The sequence below is a fragment of the Brevibacterium album DSM 18261 genome (genome assembly GCF_000426445.1).
Taxonomy (GTDB): domain Bacteria; phylum Actinomycetota; class Actinomycetes; order Actinomycetales; family Brevibacteriaceae; genus Brevibacterium; species Brevibacterium album.
The window spans coordinates 871,045-888,977 of the sequence record NZ_KE384526.1; the positions used below are offsets into that span (position 1 = coordinate 871,045).

Consider the following 17,933-nt stretch of genomic DNA (forward strand, 5'->3'; position numbering starts at 1 on the left):
CCCGCCCGCATCCCGGACCGCCGACTGCGCCGCTCACCTGCCGCGCGGGGATCCTCCCTTGATGATCAGCACGGCGGCGATGGCGGCGAGCCAGACGTTGTGCGAGACCGCGACCCCTTCGCCCTTGGGGCGCAGGCGGTCGCTCTTCGTGAACTCCTCGGTCCGGAAGTACATCGTGAGCATGCCGGCGCTGAAGCCGCCCAGCGCCAGGCCCGCGAGCCGGGTCGGGATGAACGGTGCGAGCAGGGTCGCGCCCACGGCCACCTCGGCGGCGGCGAGCAGCTTTCCGAACTGCTCAGCGTCCAGCTTCTCCAGCGCGGGGAATCCCTTGGCCGCCATCGACTGCAGGTATGCCGCGCTGGACTCGCTGAGCCCGAGCTTGTCGACGCCGGCATTGAGGATGGTGACGCCGCTGGCGCCTCGGAGGATCGCAGTGGTGAGCGAACGCGACATGGTGAGCCTTTCGGTGTGCGGATGGCACGGCGGCGGGCCGGTGAGCCCTGCGCGTGCGGAAGCGGAGCCACCCTATCGAAGGCTCGCACGCCCGCGGGAGCACATTGCGAAGGATGACTTTCAGGTCACATCCACGGCCGCCAACCACCGGGGAAGGTTCCACTCTTGACGAAGATATAGAACGTGTGTTCGACTGTGCGCATGAGGTGGAGCGGCGCAGAGGTGGAGAAGCCCGGTGCCAAGCTGTTCGGGCTGCAGGGGCTCGTCCGCAGCGTCCGCACACCCGAATTCGCGGGGATGACCTTCCACGAGGTGCTGGCGAAGTCCGCGCTCAACCGGGTGCCCCCGGCCAGCTCCATGCCGTTCCGCTGGACGGTGAACCCCTACCGCGGCTGCTCCCACGCCTGCGTGTACTGCTTCGCCCGCAACTCGCACACCTATCTGGACATGGACGCGGGCCTGGACTTCGACCGGCAGGTGGTGGTCAAGGTGAACGCCGCCGATGTGCTCAGCGCCGAACTCGCGCGCTCCCGCTGGTCCCGCGAGCACGTCGCCCTGGGCACGAACACTGATCCCTACCAGCGGGCGGAGGGCCACTATCGGCTCATGCCCGGCATCATCTCCGCCCTCGCGGACAGCGGGACCCCGTTCTCCGTGCTGACGAAGGGCACACTGCTGCGCCGCGACCTGCCGCTGCTCGCAGAGGCCGCGGAGCAGGTGGAGGTGGATCTCGCGATGTCGATCGCGGTGTTCGACGACGCACTGCAGCAGGCCGTGGAACCGGGCACTCCCCGCACCGCGGCGCGGCTTGCGACGGTGCGCGCCGCCGCCGACCTGGGCTTCCGGGTCACGGTCTTCCTCATGCCGGTGATGCCCAAGCTCACGGACTCGCGCGAGCAGCTCGATCTGGCGCTCGGTTCCATCCGGGAGGCGGGCGCTTCCCGCGTGGTCTACGGCGCGCTCCACCTCCGGCCCGGGACCCGGGAGTGGTTCCTCGAGTGGATCGAACGCGAGCACCCGGAGCTGCTGGAGCGGTACCGGAGGATGTACGGGGGCTCGTCCTACGCCTCGGCCCGCTACCGGGAATGGCTGGACGAGCGGATGCGGCCGCTGCTGAAGAAACACGGGCTGAGCGCCAAGGCCGATGACGACACCCCCGAGGCCCGCCGCTTCGCCCGGCAGCGCGCGGCACGGGAGAACCGGGCCCACGGCGCGGGCGTCCCCGCGCTGGAACCGCTCGTGCCCACGCTGTTCTGAACCGCCCTCGCCGGCCTCAGATCAGCATTTCGGAGCCCAGCACGATGGTCCTGTCCGGCGGCAGGCGGAAGGCCTCGGTGCGGTCGGCCTGGTTCTTCTCCATCGCGAGGAACAGCGTCTTCCGCCAGTTCCGGAGCCGGTGGGCGCCCCGCGGGTGCAGTGCCAGGACCGAGAGGAAGTAATGGGCCTCGGAGAGGTCGATCCCGAGGGCGGCGAGGCGGTCGGCGGCGAGTGCCAGATTGTGCGGGACGTCCGGGGCATCGGTGAAGCCCACCGACACCGTCACCTTCACCACCCCGCCGGCGGGCACGCCGCCCGCGCCGGCCTCGACCGCTTCGACCGCCTCGCCTCCCATCCCAGCCGCGCATGCCTCGACCCGGATCCTCTCGTCCGCCGGAACATGGGGCACGTTCGCATCCGCGAATCGCACGATGACGACGCGCTCGTGGAGCATGCGCAGGCTTCTCACGCACTGCATCATGGCCAGCGGGGTGGTGTCCGCACTGCGGTGTGGGAACACTGCGGTTCCGGGCACGCGGGTGACCGGATCAGCGGGGAGTGCACAGACGAAGGGCGCCAGCGGCCCCTCGATGCGCCTGCGCTCCGCGGCGACCCGTTCGAACCCCTGCCGCCAGGTGAGCATGAGCACGAGCACGACGCCGCCGATCACGAGCGGCAGCCAGCCGCCCACCAGGAGCTTGGCGGAGTTCGCCGCGAAGAGCAGGAGCTCGAGCAGACCCACCGCACACACGTACGCGGCGATCCGCCACCGCCCCCAGCCCCAGACGACGCCTGCGAACACGAGGAAGATCGCCGACTCCAGCACGAAGGTGCCCGTGACCGCGAGACCGTAGGCCTCGGCCAGCCGGGTGGAGGAGGCGAAGAGCAGGACCAGCGCCATGACCCCGGCGAAGAGCGTCCAGTTCACGGCCGGCAGGTAGATCTGCCCCTCCTCCCGCCGCGAGGTGTGGCGCACCGCGAGCCGCGGGAGCAGTCCCAGCCGGATCGCCTGCCGGGTCACGGAGAACGCTCCGGAGATCACGGCCTGCGAGGCGATGACGGTGGCGACGACCGCGAGGATGAGCAGGGGCGCGCGGAGGGCGGGCGGAGCGAGGTGGAAGAACGGGTTGGCGACGGCCTCGGGCGCGGCGATGACGGCCGCACCCTGCCCGAGGTACACGAGGGCGAGCCCCGGCATCGCGACGGTGAGCCACGCCAGGCGGACGGCGCGGGCGCCGAAGTGACCCAGGTCGGCATAGAGCGCCTCGGCCCCGGTGACGGTGAGGACGACGGCACCGAGGAGCACGAATGCGGCGAGGGGATGGCGGGTGAGCAGCTCCACCGCCCAGTGCGGGGACAGGCTCGCGAGGATCCGAGGGTGGGCGAGGACGTGCGGCACGCCCAACGCCGCGAGGGTGAGGAACCAGCCCAGCATGATCGGGCCGAAGGCCCTGCCCACCCCGCCCGTGCCGAAGGGCTGCACCGCGAACAGCAGCGCGAGGATCGCCGCGGAGACCGGGACCACGAGGGGTGCGAGGCCCGGGGAGAGCACCGTCATGCCCTCGGCGGCGCTGAGGACGGAGATGGCGGGGGTGATGAGCGAATCGCCGTAGAAGAGCGCGGCGCCCACCATGCCGAGCGCGGTGACGACGAGGAGGCTGCGGCGGCCCGTGATCCGCCGCCGCAGCAGAGCGACGAGTGCGAGAATGCCGCCCTGGCCCTCGTTGTCCGCGCGGGTCACCAGCAGCACGTACTTGACCGTGACGATGAGGGTGAGGGTCCACAGCACGAGCGAGATGGTGCCGTACACGTTCTCGGGCGTCACGGGGACGGCGTTGTGGTCCATGCTGAACGCGGTGTGCAGGGCGTAGAGCGGGCTGGTCCCGATGTCGCCGAAGACCACGCCGAGGCTGCCGACCACCGCCGCCGCGGACCCGGCGCTCCTTGAGGAGAACATGGAACTCAGTGTGCACCCGCGCGGGGCGGCGGGAACCTGCGAAGTGGCAGGGTCTTTCCGGGATCGCACGGGGCCGCGCGGGCCTGCTCCCCCGACGGCCGTGTCGTACGCTTAGGGCACCTTGCCGAACCGGCAGCGCCTCCCCGCAGGTCGCACTGCCGGACCGGCGCCGCACTGCCCCCGACCCCGCGAGGTTCCCCGTGCCGCTCTGGGCCGTCATCGCCGCCGTCTGCGCCGTCGTCATCGTCACAGCCGTCTGGCTCATCGCCGTCCGCAACCGCCTCGTCCGCGCGCGCAACCGCTCGCACGAGGCCCTCAGGGGCATCGACGTGGCCCTCGAGACCCGCTTCGATCAGGTGAAGGCGCAGGCCGAGACCGCCTCGGGCGCGGTCTCGAAGGAGGTGGAGATGGTGCTGGGAGCGACCGCGCTGCGCACCGGCCGTGGGATCGAGCAGCTGAGCGTGGCGGAGAAGGCGGAGCTAAGCGGCGCGCTCGGGCGCGCGGAGGGTGCCCTGCTCGCCGCGGTCGAGGCCTACCCGGAGATGCGGACCCAGCAGAACGTCGAACTCCTGCAGCGGACGATCAACGAGGCGGAGGAGCGTCTGCAGGCAGCCCGCCGCGTCTACAACAGCGCGGCCACGGACTACAACACCCGCCGCCAGGTCTTCCCCACCGTCCTCGTCGCGGGGATACTGGGCTTCCGCGATCACGAGCTGTTCGAGCTGACCAACGCCGTCAAGCGCGAGCAGTACGACCTGAAGGGATTCCTGGACCGATGAGCGGGCTGCACAGGGTGGACGTGCCGGAGTTCGAGCAGGTCTGGGCACAGGTCGCGGCTCCCGCGGAGGACATCTCGCGCCAGGCATCGAGTCTGCGCAGGAACAGTCCGCTGGGCTGCCTGCTGACGCTGTCGATGATGCTGGGCCTCGTGCTGATCCTCGGCGGGATCTTCCTGCTGGGGTCCGTCGACGGCCTCATCGTCGCGGGTGCGATCGGCGCGGGCCTCCTGCTGCTGGGCCTGCCCGCGCTCGCCGTGTGGCGCACCTTCGCGAAGGCCTCCGCGCGGCACACCGCCGAGGTGGTGACACCGCTGTTCGAGCAGCTCACCGCCGGGATGAGCAGTCGTGACGGTGCGCGGCTGAGCGCGAGCTACGCGCCGGACGGCGAAGTCCCCCAGCAGGTCCTGCGCGGTGCGGGGTTCATCGCCGATGCCTCGGTCCCGCAGGAGGACCTCATCGCCGGGCGGTTCGGGGAGACCGAGTTCCTCCTCGGCGATCTCAAATGGGAGCTCTCGGAGCCCCCGGTCAGTGAGGAGAGCAGGGAGCAGGCGCAGGAGCGCGAGGCGCGCAGGGAGCGAGCATGGGCGCGGGAGGAGCGCCGGCTCTCCCGCGAGGTGCGGCGCACCGGTGAGGAGCGCACCGCCCGCGAGCTGCGCGGGCATCGGATGTCCCGCCCCGGTGGCGGCGGCAGCTCCGTCCTGGGGAAGCAGGCTGCGAAGGCGCTGAAGCCGGTCGGTGAGGGGCTGCAGGGGATGAACGCGTCCCTGGGAGCCTCGCTTGTGTTCTTCAGCGCGGACTTCCACAAGGAGTTCGCCTCGCGCACGTACCTCCTGCCGCGGGCGGAGAAGCCGCAGGCTCTGCGCCGGCAGTCCGCGGAGGGGGCGGCGGAGCTGGGGCTGGAGCCTCTGCGGCTGGAGGACACCCGGATCACGGACTTCTTCCACGGCTGGACGAGCGATCAGGCCGAGGCGCGGTACCTGCTCACGCCGCAGCTCATGGACGCGATCAGCACACTGGTGCAGCGCCTGGACTCGCCGCACATCGCCGTCTCCTTCACCGGTACGCGGATGAACGTGGGCGTCGTGGCGAAGACCAATCGCTTCAGCGCCGATTTCGGCAGCCCCGATGCCGAGGCCGCCGCGCGCGAGATCTACGACGACCTCGTGCTGTTCCTCTCGCTCACCGAGCACTTCGACCTCAACACCCGCATCTGGACGAAGCGGTGAGGCAGCGCGGCAGGTCTCATGCGACAGCCGCGGGTGACGTGGCTGCCGCACCGGCTGCGGCCGCTGAGCTCGCCGCGTCTGCCGTTTCTGCCGCGAGCACCTTTTCGAAGGGGTGCATGCCGATCTGCTCCGGCGGGAGCGCGGTGTCGTAGAGCGGCGTGTAGCCGCTGCGCAGGTAGAGGGCGACCGCCTCAGGCTGGCGCGGCCCCGTGGTGAGGTAGGTGCGGCGGTAGCCGAGGCCGCGGGCGCGTCGCTCCAGTTCCGCGAGCACCCGGCGCCCGAGGCCCCGCCCGCGGTGCCGCGTGCTCGTCCAGATGCGCTTGAGCTCAGCGGTCTCCTCGTCGAAGCGCATGAATGCGCCGCCGGAGACCGGAGTCTCCCCCTCCAGCAGGAGGAGGAAGCAACCGTAGGGCGGGGCGAAGAGCTCGGCCGGATACCTGTCGATCTCCCGGACCGCCCCCTCGGTGCGCATGTCCGCGTACCGCTCGTCGTACTCGCGGCCGAGGTCCGCGAGCAGAGGAGCGGCGAGAGGGTCGGCGGCACTCACGGAGGCGAAGCGGAGCACGGGCGGGTTGGCGGCAGTCACAGCGCAGTTCCTTTCCAGCGCAGGTCAGAGCACCGGTGACGTTAACAGAACCGCGCTGTGTGTGTGGTGCCCAGCGACCCGCACCGTCGCAGAACCGAGGGGACGGGACGCACGCGCGATGCGGCAGCCCGAGCCGGCACGACAGCCCGGCAGGGGTGCAAAAGGTCTCTCACCCGGAGATCTTCGTCCTCGTCCAGCATGCACTCCGTGTCCGACGCCCCTGATCAGCACCACTGGGGTTTCTCCGCCTAGTCACCAGGACGACCGGGACCACGGCGACCGCACAGACCGGCCATACGAAGACGAGCGCTGTCACGAGGAGCGTCCCTCCGATCCCCAACCCGTCCGGGTACGCGATCCCGAAGGCGAGCACCTGCATGAGCGCCATCGTCGCCCACAGGTAGGCGAACATCACCGCGCGGCGGAACGGCGATGCCGAGGTCGTCTCCGCATCCGGGCCCTCACGCCGCACCCCGCTGCCGTCGGACATCGACCAGGACAGCGCCGCGGCGATGAGCGCACACAGAAGGGCGGCGAGCACAGCAGCATCGGAGGCGAGAGCGGGCAGAGCGGGTGCAGGTTCGTCTCCGGGACCGCGCCACAGGGCTGCCTCCCACCACGCACGGCTCCCCACCACCGCAACGGCGGCGACCACCAGGAACGCCAGGAACAGGTGCGCACCTCTGTTGCCGCGGCTTCCGGCCGCCGGTTGGAGCACGAACGCCGCGGCGACGAGTGGAAACAGGGCGGGCACCGCGACGGCGGCCGCCTGGGCGGCGAGGAGCAGCGGGACCAGAGCAGGCGCCTCGGCGATTCCGGAGCTCAGCACAGGGAGGGAGCCGAGCCCGCTGCACACCAGCACCGCTGCGAAGATGCCCCCGAGAATGGGACCCGTGCGTCCCGGGACACGTGAGCGCACGAGCAGCCTGTACCCCGCAGCCCCCGCGAGCACAGCGCTGAGGCACCCGGCCAGACCCACCCGTGCTGCGCCTGGGGGGGGTTCCCGCTATCACGGTGCTCCACAGGACGTTCACGATGCCGGAATGCACGCAGACCGAGACCGCGAAGACGACGAGTTCGACGGCGGGCAGGAAGCGCCCCCTCATCGACGACCCCGCTCCGCTCACCTCAGATCCCGCCGCATCGTCCAGACCTCGGGACCTGTGGCCGAGACGATGTGAGAGGTGACGTCGAACCCGTGGCGGCGGTAAAGGGCCACATTGCGCTCGTCCGAGGTCTCCAGGACCACGGACCCGCACCCGCGGGCGCGCACCGCTTCAAGCCCCGCCTCCACGAGCCGTCCGCCGAGGCCCCGGCCCCGCACTCCCGGATCGACTCCCACGGTCTCCAGGGTCCAGTCCCCTGCCGCGGGTCCGCGCTCACCGAGGCGGTCCAGGCGCTCACCGTGGAGCTCGGCGATCCGTGCGAGGACGGCCTCGGCGGGTGGAGGCGCGTCCGACGGCAGCAGCGCGATCACCCCGGCCGCGCCTTCTGAGCACAGCGCGATCCCGTGCTGCCGGGCATGCGCAAGGTACAGACGCTGCAGTTCGCCGAGGCGGGCCTCGTAGTTCTCCTCCGGCACCACCCAGCGCGTCCAGGCGTAGTCGTCGAAGGCGGCGGCGAGGGTGGCCGCCGCCGCATCGAGGTGTGCCTCCGCGAGCGGGACGATGGGAGTGGAAAGCATTGCGGGCGCTCTTTCCGTGGACGAGAGGGAAGGATTTTACCGAAGGAGCTGGTCAGGAGCACAGCATCTCACGGACGGGCAGAGCCGGAGACCGCATAGCTGTCAGGAGCGCTCGTCCGCGCGGCAGGATGACATTGAACCTCCGGCATCACGCCGAACCTCCGGCATGCCGCATCGAACCTCCGGCTCCGCACGCCGCAGCACGGTGTTCCGGAGGCAGGGGACGCGATGCCCGCAGATCAGCCCTGCTCGGGCGAGGCCGGCCGCTCCCACCGCGATCTGCAGCCCGCGCCGTCTCATCAGGATCGCCGCGGCGGACACGCCGATGGCCAGGAGGATCGCCGGCCGCAGGTCCGAACGATGCTGTGCCAGCTGCGCGAGCGTGCCGGGGTCGATGCGCGGATCGGCAGACGGTGGGGCGAGTCCCGCATCGCAGCCCGATCTGTTCCGGCTGCGATGCGGTCCTCTTCCCTCCGGACCTGTCGCTCTCACCCGTGAGTCGCAACCGGCCGCGCTTCGGTTGCACCGATCTGTGCCGGGCCCCGCCCGCCTCAGAACAGGTAGCCGCTGGGCGGCACGAGCTGTGCGAACTCCATGAGCCCGTACATCACGCCCACCGTGCACGCGGTGTAGATCACCGTGAACAGCAGCTTCTTCCGTGCCGCAACAAGGAGGAAGACGAAGGTGAAGACCCCGGAGCCTGCGAGCATCCCGAGGACGAACACCAGCCAGATGAAGCCGAGCACCCATGCCAGCGACAGCCCCACCACCCGCAGGCGTGCGATCCACACATCGTCGAACCGGCCCAGCCCGTTCGCCCGTGTCCGGAACCAGTCGCGTCCCAGGCTGATGAAGGCCAGCACCACACCGGCGGAGCCCACGGCGACCGGGAACAGCCGCCCACTCTCGGAGAAGCCCGCGGACAGCACGATCGCCACGATGAAGAAGAGCAGGGCCAGCAGTGAGACGCCCATCTCCACGAACATGGGGACCGGCATATCGGACTTCTCCGAGAACTGGACCTCGGCCTCCTCCTCCGTGGTCCGCCGCCGCGCCCTGCGCACGATCGGCACCACGATGGCCCCGACGAGGATGAGCAGGACGACCAGCACGAACGGGCGTGTGGCCCACTCCGTCACGGGGAACGCGTTCACCGTGAGGAAGTAGTAGCGCTCCAGCGGCTCTGCCAGCACGAACGCGATGAGGAAGGGCGCGCGCGGGATGTTCACGATCTTGCAGACCCAGCCCACGACCCCCAGGAGCAGCATGAGGTAGAAGACGTTGAGGTTGAGCGGCTCCTGGAATCCGCTCATGAACAGGATCGGGATGAGCGCGGCGGCGAGTACCGGGAAGGGGACATAGCTCAGCCGTGCCAGGGGGCGAGCCAGGAAGAATGCGAGGATCGCACCCAACACGCTGGCGATCGCGAAGGACCACACGATCACGTAGACGAGGCCGAGGTCGTTGGTGATGAGGGTGGGGCCGGGCTGCACGCCGAAGATCAGGAGCACGCCCAGCAGGAGAGCGAAGGGTGCCGCTCCGGGCACGCCGAACAGCAGGGTGGGGATGAGCGCACCGGATTCGATGCCGTTGCTGGCGGCGGACGGAGCGATCACGCCGCGGGGATCGCCCTTGCCGAACCGGTTGTCCGTGCGCCGGCTGGCGAAGGCCTGAGCCTGCCCATAGGACAGCCAGGAGCCCGCGGTCGAGCCCACGCCCGGCAGGATGCCCACGCCCACGCCCACGGCGGAGCCGCGCAGCACGTCCCATCTGTGCTTCACGATGTCGCGCATACCTGCGCCCCAGCCCCCGCCGAGGCTGATCTTCGCATCCGAGACCGCGCTCTTCTTCGCCACCAGGTCGATGATCTCCGCGAGTCCGAAGATCCCGAGTGCCGCGGCGACGAGCCCGATCCCGTCCGTGAGGAACTCCGAGCCGAAGGTGTAGCGGTACTCCGCGGAAACCGGGGAGACCCCCACCAGCCCCAGGGCCAGACCGAAGGCGGAGATCATGAGGCCCTTGACGATGTTGCCCTTCGAGAGCATCGCCGTGAGGAACACGCCCATGACGATGAGCGCGAAGATCTCCGGTGAGCCGAAGGAGGTGACGATGGGTGAGGCGATCGGCACCACGAGCGTGAGCGCGACGATGCCGATCAGTCCGCCGATCGTCGAGGCGATGAAACTGGCGGACAGCGCCCTGCCGCCCTGCCCCTTCTTCGCCATCTCGTGGCCGTCGAGCAGGAACACCGAGGCGGCGGCGGAACCGGGTATGCCCAGGATCACCGAGGTGATGACATCGGAGGTGTGCACCACCGCGACAGCGCCGATGATCATGGCGATGGCCTGGTTGGGCTCCAGCACGAACACGAACGGGAGGAGCACGGCCACCGCGCCGGTGCCTCCGAGGCCGGGGATCACGCCGATGACGATCCCGACCAGGGTCCCCACGGCCAGGTACAGGAGCATGGCGGGATCGGCGAAGGCCAGGAGGGCCTCGCCAGCAGCTTCGAACATCTTTGTTTCCTCAAGTCAGGTGAAGGGATCCGGTGCCGGCCGCTCGCCTGCGAACCGGTGCGGCACCGTGTGATTCGATCAGGTGCTGTTCAGTCGAGTACGACGTCGTACTTGTCCGTCAGCAGGCGCTTGGCGAAGGCGAGGACCTCGGGATCCATCTGCAGGGCGTCCCTGAATGCCTCCCGGGCCTCGGAGCCGGCGACGAGTTCATAGCCCCCGAGCGCGTCCTTCGCCCTCTCCATGAACTCTTCATCGCCGTTGAGCTCGTCGACCATTCGCGCGTATCCCTCGATGACGCCGGGCTCGGTTCCCGCGTTCGCCCACAGTCCCTTCTGATAGAAGAAGCCGGGCACCGAGAACGAGCGGAACGCCTCATAGGCGAGGCGGTGGTGCTCGGAACGGCCGGGCAGCCCCTCGAACACCTCCGTGAACGTGGGGATGTCGGGCACATTGGGGTCGCGGACGATTTCACCGTCGACCAGACTGCCCACCGAGAACAGCGCCACCGCATCGCCTGCCTCGACCATCGGCTGCACCTGGCTGAGATACGAGGAGGTGGTCTGGAAGTCCAGATTGGATTCCCCGCGCTGCACCGCCAGCCGGGTGGGGCCGCGGCCCTCCATGCCGAACACGCCGCGGAAGTTCGCGCCCAGGGCCTCCAGTGCGAGCAGCGGGATGAAGTCGAGGCCCGAGGCGGACATGCCCCCGTACCGGTACTGCTCCGCGTTGTCGACGAGATCCTCGATGGAGCGGATGCCCGTCTCCGCACTCGTCCACAGGACGGCGCCAGTGCCGTTGAGCGCGAGCGGCTCCATCTCGAGGAAGTCGAACTCGACCGAACGCTGTCCCAGGATGCTCTGGAAGTAGGTGGTCGCCGAGGCCACGAGCGTCTGCCGGCCGTCCGTCACACCATCGCGCACGAAGGCGTTGGTGCCGGTGATGGACTCGCCGCCCGGCACGTTCTCGATCTGATAGCGGTCCACGCCCGGCTGGCGCTCCGCGAAGTGCGGGGTGATGAAGCGGGCCCATGTGTCCGTGCCGCCGGAGCCGTAGGGGACCACGACGTCCACGATCCCCTCGCCGGAGGGCTGGTAGCCCGTCTGCTCCGGAGCGCACCCGGTCATGCCCGCCAGTGCCGCGAGGGCTCCCCCGCTCAGCAGGGTCCGCCTGGAGATTCTCACGCTCATGACGCCGCTCCCGCCGACATCGCCTCGGCGGCGCGCTCGAGATGGCCGTCCGGGACGAGGAGCTGGGCCTCGGCCAGAGTCCGGGCGGTCCGGCGCACACCCACGGCGCGCCCCTCCGGGCGGTCCGCGGTGAATGTCGACAGCACCCCCACCGGGATCCGGATGCGCAGCTCCTCGCCCACGACCCCGCCGAGGGATTCCGCGACCGTCGTGCCGGGGGTTCGCGCCGCGACCGTCACGCCCACGCTCCCGGTGATCGGCATGGCGGGGTGCGGGCGGCCCATCGACAGCATGAGCACCTGCAGGTCCGCCTCGCCGTCCGGACTGCCGCTCACCACGCCCACCTTGGGGATCGCGCGCTCGGCAGCCTCGGGCGTCTCTGCGAGCCCCATCCGGACGGCGGCCGCGCGGCGGATCCCGTCGAGCTCGGAGAGCCGCTCCGAGACCAGGCCCGCCCACACCGCGTAGTCCTGCGGCGCCAGGCCGAAGCTCTCGGCGTCGACCATGACAAGTGGTGCGCCCGCATCGACGAGGCTCGCCCTCACCGTGCGGCCCTCTGCCACGGCGAACTCCGAGACCGGTGCCCCTGTCGGCAGCAGCACGCCCGTCGTCTTCCCCTCCGGTGAGACGAACCCCAGTTCGACCCCGTGGCCGGTGAAGACCGTGCCGGGGATCAGCTCCTGCGGATCATCGGGCAGCCGGGCACCCGGGGTGGGGATCGTCTGGATGATGACCTGACCGGTGTTGGTGTTGTACGTGCGCACCTCAGTGGCGCCGGGACGCAGGGGGACCCAGCCGCTCTCGAGCGCGAAGAGGCCCACGGCGGCCGAGCAGTTGCCGCAGTTGCTGCCCCAGTCCACTTTCGCCTCCTCGATCCCGACTTGAGCAAATGTGTAGCTCACGTCGATATCGGACCCGTCGCCGCGCTCCACGATGAGCGCCTTGCTCGTCGTCGAGGTCGCCCCTCCCACACCGTCCAACTGACGGAGATCGGGGCTCCCGAAGATTCTAGGCAGGGCCGCATCCGCACTGAAGCCTGTCTCATCCAGATCTGCGGCGTCGAAGACCCAGCACTTGCTGGTGCCCCCTCGCATCCATCTCGCGCTCACCCTCACGCTGCGGCTCCTCTCACCGAGTACGAATGTGAACTCATCGTGAGCGGATTCGACCTTAAGCACAATGTGAATGATGTTCAGTATTGTGAAGCAGTTCTTATGTCATGGAGAGGCACTGAGAAGACAGAGGCTCCAAGGGACACAGAGAAGCCCGCCATGTCCCGCAGCTTCACGCGGGTGACGGGCTCTGATCCGATGGCACACGCAGAACACGCATGTGCAGCTAGGCTGAAGGCATGGTCACCTTCGACTCGAAAAGACTGGAGGTCTTCGTGCGGACGGTCGAGACGGGATCGATCACGGCCGCCGCAGACCTCCTCGCCTACACGCCTTCCGCCGTCTCGCAGCAGCTGCGCCGGCTGGAGCAGGAGGTGGGCCAGCCGCTCCTGCGCAGGCGGCCGCGCGGCGTGGTGCCCACGGAGGCCGGGATGGTCATGGCCGCCCACGCGCGGAAGATCCTGCGGCAGATGGATGCCGCGCAGTCCGATCTCGACGACCTCACGGCGGGCAAGCGGGGCTCCCTGGTGATCGGGGCGTTCCCGTCCGTCGCCTCGTCCTTCCTGCCCCTCGTGATCGAGCGTTTCACCTCCCAGTACCCCGCGGTCTCCCTGTCGATCCGCAGCACCCGCATCGATCAGCTGGTCACGGACCTCGAACGCGGCTTCACGCACCTGGCACTCCTGTGGGACCACCCGTGGCGGCCGTTCGACAGGGAAGGGATCAGGATCGAGGAGCTCTTCCGGGAGCCCTTCGTGGTCCTCGCATCCCAGCACCACGCGCTGGCAGGCGCCGCCGAAGTCCGGATGGAGGATCTCGCGCGCGAGTCCTGGGTGGTGCGCGCGGAAGAGCACCCCGTGGTCGAGGTGCTGGACCGGGCAGCGACCGCAGCGGGCTTCCGCCCCTCCATCGCCATGTACGCCAACGACTACCAGGAGGCGCAGGCGATGGTGAGCGCGGGGATCGGGGTGGCCCTCGCACCCAGCAGCGCCGTCACCCTCACCCACCCGGGTATCCGCGTGCTCAGCCTGGGGGAAAGCGCGCCGGAGCGCCGGATCATGGTGGGGCAGCGGGAGGAGCGGGTCTACTCGCCCGCGGAGGTCGCCTTCCGCGCCGCCCTCCTCGACAGCGTCCGTGCCCGGTAGGCAGGGCACGGAACAGATCCGCGCGTATCACCCCCGCTCTGAGCGTCCGCGCAGGAAACGCGGATAGCATCCTGCTCATCATCATGATCCGCCCGCAATCGAGGAGTGACACAGGACGTGGGAGACAGCGCAGGTCAGGGGTCGTCGTCAGACGGCCCCGGGGACAGTTGCAGTCATACGCTGATTCCGACCGGAGGCTCTGACCGGCCCCGCACGCCCGAGGGGGTGAGCCCCTCCTCATGGGCACTGCGATCCTGATGCTCCTGCTCGGCATCGTCCTCATCCTCGCGATCATCGCGGCGAACGGGTACTTCGTGGCCCAGGAGTTCGCCTACATGTCCGTCGACCGCTCCCGCCTCGCCGCCCGTGCGGAGGCGGGCGATGCGAAGGCGGAGCGGGCGCTCGCGGTCACTCGCCGCACCTCCTTCATGCTCTCCGGCGCGCAGCTGGGCATCACCGTCACGGGACTGCTCGTCGGCTATGTGGCCGAACCGCTCATCGGGGACTCCCTCGCAACACTGCTGGGCGGCTTCGATGTCCCTTCCGCGATCACAGTCGCCGTGACCACCGTGGGTGTGCTCGCCGCCGCGACGGTCGTGCAGATGATCTTCGGCGAGCTCTACCCGAAGAACCTCGCGATCTCCGCGCCGGAGCCCCTGGCCCGCGGGCTGGCTCGGTCGACGCAGATCTATCTGACCGTGTTCGGATGGCTGATCGCGGTCTTCGATGTCGCGGCCAACCTTCTGCTCAGGCTGCTGCGGGTGGAGCCGGTGCACGACGTCGACTCCAGCGCCTCGCGCGAGGACCTCAAGCGCGCCGTCGCCGATTCGCGCGACAGCGGTGACCTGCCCGCGGACCTCTCGATCCTCATCGATCGGGTCCTCGACTTCCCCTCCGAGGACGTCGAACACGCCATGATCCCCGTCTCCCAGGTGGGGACGGTGAGCCCGGAGACCGCACTGGGCGAGCTCCGCGCGCTCATGGCGCACTCGCACAGCCGCCGCCCCGTCGTCGACGAGGCGGGAGCCCCCATCGGAGTCGTCGCACTCGTGGATCTCCTCTCCGCCAGGGCCGGCGACGATGCGCCGGTGACGTCGATCATGCGGGCGCCGCTCATCGTCCCCACCCTCATGTGTCTGCCGTACGCACTCGAAGAGATGGACACCGCAGGGGCGCAGCTCGCCTGCGCCATCGACGAGTACGGCGGCTTCGCGGGCATCCTCACCACAGAGGATCTCGCCGAGGAGCTGGTCGGCGAAATCACCGACGAGCACGACTCCGCGAAGGCTGCGGAGATGACCGAGGAGGCGGTGCGCGTCTGGCGGGCCGACGGGAGCATGCACCTGGACGAGGTGCGCAGGACCGTCGGGCACGAACTGCCGGCCGGAGACTATGAGACGCTCGCAGGTCTGGTGATCGCCTCCGCGGGCGACTTCCCGGACGAGGGCGAGACGATCCGGGTGCGGCTTCCCGCCGATCCCGCTGACCTCGTGCACGATCACCCCAGGCGCCTGGCCCTCGATGTCACGGTGCTCAGCATCGCCTCGCACGTGCCCGGCGCCGTGCGCGTCGAGCTCGTGGAGACCGGCGCCGAGGACGAGACCGAGAGGAGCGAGGCCGAGCTGTGACCGATTCACCCGCCTATGTCATCGTGTCCACCATCGTGCTCATCGGGCTGAGCGCCTTCTTCGTGGTCATCGAGTTCGCGCTCCTCGCCGCCCGCCCCCACCGGCTCGAGGAGCAGGCGGCGACCCGCCGCGGCGCCCGCGCGGCCCTGCGCGGCATGAACGAGCTCACGCTCATGCTCGCGGTCGCCCAGTTCGGCATCACGATCTGCACGTTCGCCCTCGGCGCCGTCACGAAGCCGGCTGTCGACGCCTGGCTCGGTCCGGTGTTCGGAGCATGGGGCGCGCCCCTGTGGCTCGCGGATACGGGGGCCTTCCTGCTCTCGCTGCTGTTCGTGACCTTCCTCCACCTCGTGGTCGGCGAAATGGCACCGAAGTCCTGGGCCATCGCACACCCGGAGTTCGCCGCGGGAATCATCGGCGTGCCCGCCCGGATGCTGGCCTGGTGTCTCCGTCCGCTGCTGGTGTGGGTGAACCGCGTGGCGAACCGACTGGTCGCGGCGTCGGGCCACACTCCCGCCGAGAGCCGCGCCCAAGGAGGCCAGGATGTCGACGCGATCCGGAAGCTGGTCGAGCACTCCGCCGCGACCGGCGTCCTGGACGACACGTTCCGTGCTCAGCTCGCGCAGGTCTTCGATCTCGAACGGCTCCGTGTGGCCGATCTGCTGCCCTCCGGCCCCGGGCGTCCCACCGCGGTTCCGGAGACCGCGACCGCGGGAGACCTGCGCCGCGAGGCCGCGCGGACAGGGCATCTGCGCATCCTGGTCGAGCGCCGCGACAGCCCGCCGGGCATGGTCCACGTGCGCGACGTGCTCCTCGCTCCCGCGGACGCAGGCATCCGCGAGCACGTGCGGGAGCCGCGGACGCTGGATGCCGCCACCCCCGTGTACGAGGCGCTCTCCTCGCTGCGCGAGGCCGGTGAGCAGTTCGCCGTCGTCACCCGGGACGGGGACTTCGCGGGAGTCGTCACGATGTCCGATGTCCTGCGCCAGTTGCTGCCGAACGGCGCCGGGCTCAGGCTGTGAGCGCCGGCCGCGCGGCTGCGATGTGCGAATCGACCGCGCTCGGCATGCCCGCGCGCAGGCGCGAGGAACAGGTACCTCACCCGGGTATACTCAGGCCCAGTATCCAGCGGAGGAGGAGAGGGCGATCATGGCTGCCGAGGACACCGCCGCACGCGGCTACATGCACCGGCAGGAGGACTACCTCAAGCGGCTGAAGCGCATCGAGGGACAGGCGCGCGGCCTGCAGCGGATGGTCGAGGAGGAGAAGTACTGCATCGACATCCTCACGCAGGTCGCCGCGATGACGAAGGCTCTCCAGTCCGTCTCCCTCGGCCTCCTCGAGGAGCATCTCAGCCACTGCGTCGTCGAGGCAGCCGCCCAGGGCGGGCGCGAGGCGGACGAGAAGATCAAAGAGGCCTCGGACGCCATCGCCCGGCTCGTCCGCTCCTGACCCGCCGCAGGCGGAAGCCTTCGAAGCTTCACGCAGAGAGAACTGCCGCCGGGCCGAGCCCTTTGACGACCTGAGTGACCGACTCGCCACAGGCAAGCGCACCGGCAGTCAGCGTGACACCGGCAGCGTCGATGTCGGCACCTGCGTCCGCGGAGGTCCACTCGCCCCGGCACTGCCGCCGCTATTCACGCTCTCGACGGCACCGGCCCCATACAGCGATCCCTCGCGTGACGCCCCTCAGGACCGCACGAGCCGGGCGATGGCCTCGGAGGCCTCCCTCACCTTCTCCTCGGCCTCAGCCCCGCCCTTGGCCGCAGCCTCGACGACGCAGTGACTGAGGTGCTCTTCCAGCAGGCCCAGCGAGACCGATTCGAGGGCCTTCGTCATCGCTGCGACCTGGGTGAGGATGTCGATGCAGTACTTCTCCTCCTCGACCATCCGCTGCAGGCCGCGCGCCTGTCCCTCGATGCGCTTCAGCCGCTTGAGGTAGTCCTCCTGGCGATGCATGTATCCGCGCTGCGGAGCTTCCGCACTCATCGTCATCCTCTCCGGTCAGACACTCAGGGCACCCACCACCTTCGCATGCGGCCCTTCCCCACCGCCCTTGCGCATTGAACCATACCCCCCTAAGGTATCCATCGACAAGGATCGCGCTCACTCGGAGTCGACGGTCTTGATCTATACCCCCCAGGGGTATAATGTAGCGATACCAGCGAGGAAAGGAATCTCCCATGAGCACCAGCACCTACATCGTCACCGGAATGACCTGCGGCCACTGCGTCATGAGCGTGACCGAGGAGGTCACCGAGGTCGCAGGCGTCACCGACGTCGACGTCGACCTGACATCCGGGCAGATGACGGTCACCAGCGAGGGCCCCGTCACCGAGGCCGCCATCCGCGGCGCGGTCGAAGAGGCCGGCTACCAGCTCGGCAGCTGACGACGACGGATCG

At 69.7% G+C, this 17,933-nt stretch carries 17 protein-coding genes; 8 read left to right on the top strand and 9 right to left on the bottom strand.

All coding sequences use genetic code 11. The features are described 5' to 3' along the window. Positions 1–33: 33 nt before the first annotated feature. The gene (locus K318_RS0117555) at positions 34–453 is read right to left on the bottom strand and encodes a hypothetical protein (protein WP_029090444.1); all 420 of its coding nucleotides are present in this window, start codon (positions 451–453) and stop codon (positions 34–36) included. Positions 454–654: 201 nt separating this feature from the next. On the opposite strand from K318_RS0117555, the gene K318_RS0117560 reads away from it, so the two are divergent. Beyond that, on the top strand, positions 655–1,710 hold the full coding sequence (locus K318_RS0117560) for an Rv2578c family radical SAM protein (protein WP_029090445.1): 1,056 nt from the start codon (positions 655–657) through the stop codon (positions 1,708–1,710). A gap of 16 nt (positions 1,711–1,726) precedes the next feature. Here K318_RS0117560 and K318_RS0117565 read toward each other — a convergent pair whose 3' ends face one another. Further along, a complete protein-coding gene (locus K318_RS0117565; protein WP_029090446.1) occupies positions 1,727–3,667 on the bottom strand; it encodes a potassium transporter Kup in 1,941 nt (646 codons plus the stop codon). Positions 3,668–3,867: 200 nt separating this feature from the next. Here K318_RS0117565 and K318_RS23030 point away from each other — a divergent pair, with 200 nt between their 5' ends. Next, on the top strand, positions 3,868–4,446 hold the full coding sequence (locus K318_RS23030; protein ID WP_051298177.1) for a LemA family protein: 579 nt from the start codon (positions 3,868–3,870) through the stop codon (positions 4,444–4,446). Beyond that, positions 4,443–5,672: a DUF3137 domain-containing protein gene (locus K318_RS0117575; protein ID WP_029090447.1), complete on the top strand. Its 1,230-nt coding sequence runs from the start codon at positions 4,443–4,445 to the stop codon at positions 5,670–5,672. Before K318_RS23030 ends, K318_RS0117575 begins: the two co-directional genes overlap by 4 nt. A 16-nt stretch (positions 5,673–5,688) precedes the next feature. On the opposite strand, the gene K318_RS23035 is transcribed toward K318_RS0117575, so the two are convergent. The 6 genes from K318_RS23035 to K318_RS23045 form a co-directional block, all read right to left on the bottom strand. Further along, the gene (locus K318_RS23035) at positions 5,689–6,258 is read right to left on the bottom strand and encodes a GNAT family N-acetyltransferase (protein WP_245579938.1); all 570 of its coding nucleotides are present in this window, start codon (positions 6,256–6,258) and stop codon (positions 5,689–5,691) included. A gap of 169 nt (positions 6,259–6,427) precedes the next feature. Next, a complete protein-coding gene (locus K318_RS0117585; RefSeq protein ID WP_156914093.1) occupies positions 6,428–7,177 on the bottom strand; it encodes a hypothetical protein in 750 nt (249 codons plus the stop codon). Positions 7,178–7,381: 204 nt separating this feature from the next. Further along, positions 7,382–7,942, bottom strand: a complete 561-nt coding sequence (locus tag K318_RS0117590) for a GNAT family N-acetyltransferase (RefSeq protein ID WP_051298178.1) — start codon at positions 7,940–7,942, stop codon at positions 7,382–7,384. 551 nt (positions 7,943–8,493) lie between these two features. Next, the gene (locus K318_RS0117595; protein ID WP_029090450.1) at positions 8,494–10,458 is read right to left on the bottom strand and encodes a tripartite tricarboxylate transporter permease; all 1,965 of its coding nucleotides are present in this window, start codon (positions 10,456–10,458) and stop codon (positions 8,494–8,496) included. A gap of 89 nt (positions 10,459–10,547) precedes the next feature. Continuing rightward, the gene (locus K318_RS23040) at positions 10,548–11,645 is read right to left on the bottom strand and encodes a Bug family tripartite tricarboxylate transporter substrate binding protein (protein WP_051298179.1); all 1,098 of its coding nucleotides are present in this window, start codon (positions 11,643–11,645) and stop codon (positions 10,548–10,550) included. Next, positions 11,642–12,760 carry a PrpF domain-containing protein gene (locus tag K318_RS23045; RefSeq protein ID WP_035282251.1) on the bottom strand — a complete coding sequence of 373 codons (1,119 nt, stop codon included), beginning with the start codon at positions 12,758–12,760 and terminating at the stop codon, positions 11,642–11,644. Before K318_RS23045 ends, K318_RS23040 begins: the two co-directional genes overlap by 4 nt. Before the next feature lie 236 nt (positions 12,761–12,996). Here K318_RS23045 and K318_RS0117610 point away from each other — a divergent pair, with 236 nt between their 5' ends. The 4 genes from K318_RS0117610 (at position 12,997) to K318_RS0117625 (ending at position 16,982) form a co-directional block, all read left to right on the top strand. Beyond that, the gene (locus K318_RS0117610) at positions 12,997–13,902 is read left to right on the top strand and encodes a LysR family transcriptional regulator (protein ID WP_029090451.1); all 906 of its coding nucleotides are present in this window, start codon (positions 12,997–12,999) and stop codon (positions 13,900–13,902) included. Between the two features lie 239 nt (positions 13,903–14,141). Next, positions 14,142–15,530: a hemolysin family protein gene (locus tag K318_RS23050; protein WP_035282254.1), complete on the top strand. Its 1,389-nt coding sequence runs from the start codon at positions 14,142–14,144 to the stop codon at positions 15,528–15,530. Further along, entirely contained in the window at positions 15,527–16,552 is a 1,026-nt protein-coding gene (locus tag K318_RS0117620) for a CNNM domain-containing protein (protein ID WP_029090452.1), read from the top strand. The genes K318_RS23050 and K318_RS0117620 overlap by 4 nt, the downstream gene beginning before the upstream one ends. A 127-nt stretch (positions 16,553–16,679) precedes the next feature. After that, positions 16,680–16,982: a metal-sensitive transcriptional regulator gene (locus K318_RS0117625; protein ID WP_029090453.1), complete on the top strand. Its 303-nt coding sequence runs from the start codon at positions 16,680–16,682 to the stop codon at positions 16,980–16,982. Positions 16,983–17,219: 237 nt separating this feature from the next. Here the strand turns inward: K318_RS0117625 and K318_RS0117630 are convergent, their stop codons facing one another. Continuing rightward, on the bottom strand, positions 17,220–17,519 hold the full coding sequence (locus K318_RS0117630) for a metal-sensitive transcriptional regulator (protein WP_211233354.1): 300 nt from the start codon (positions 17,517–17,519) through the stop codon (positions 17,220–17,222). Positions 17,520–17,713: 194 nt separating this feature from the next. Between K318_RS0117630 and K318_RS0117635 the strand changes: the two genes are divergently transcribed. Next, complete coding sequence (locus K318_RS0117635; RefSeq protein ID WP_029090455.1) at positions 17,714–17,920, top strand: heavy-metal-associated domain-containing protein; 207 nt, start codon at positions 17,714–17,716, stop codon at positions 17,918–17,920. Positions 17,921–17,933: the final 13 nt, after the last annotated feature.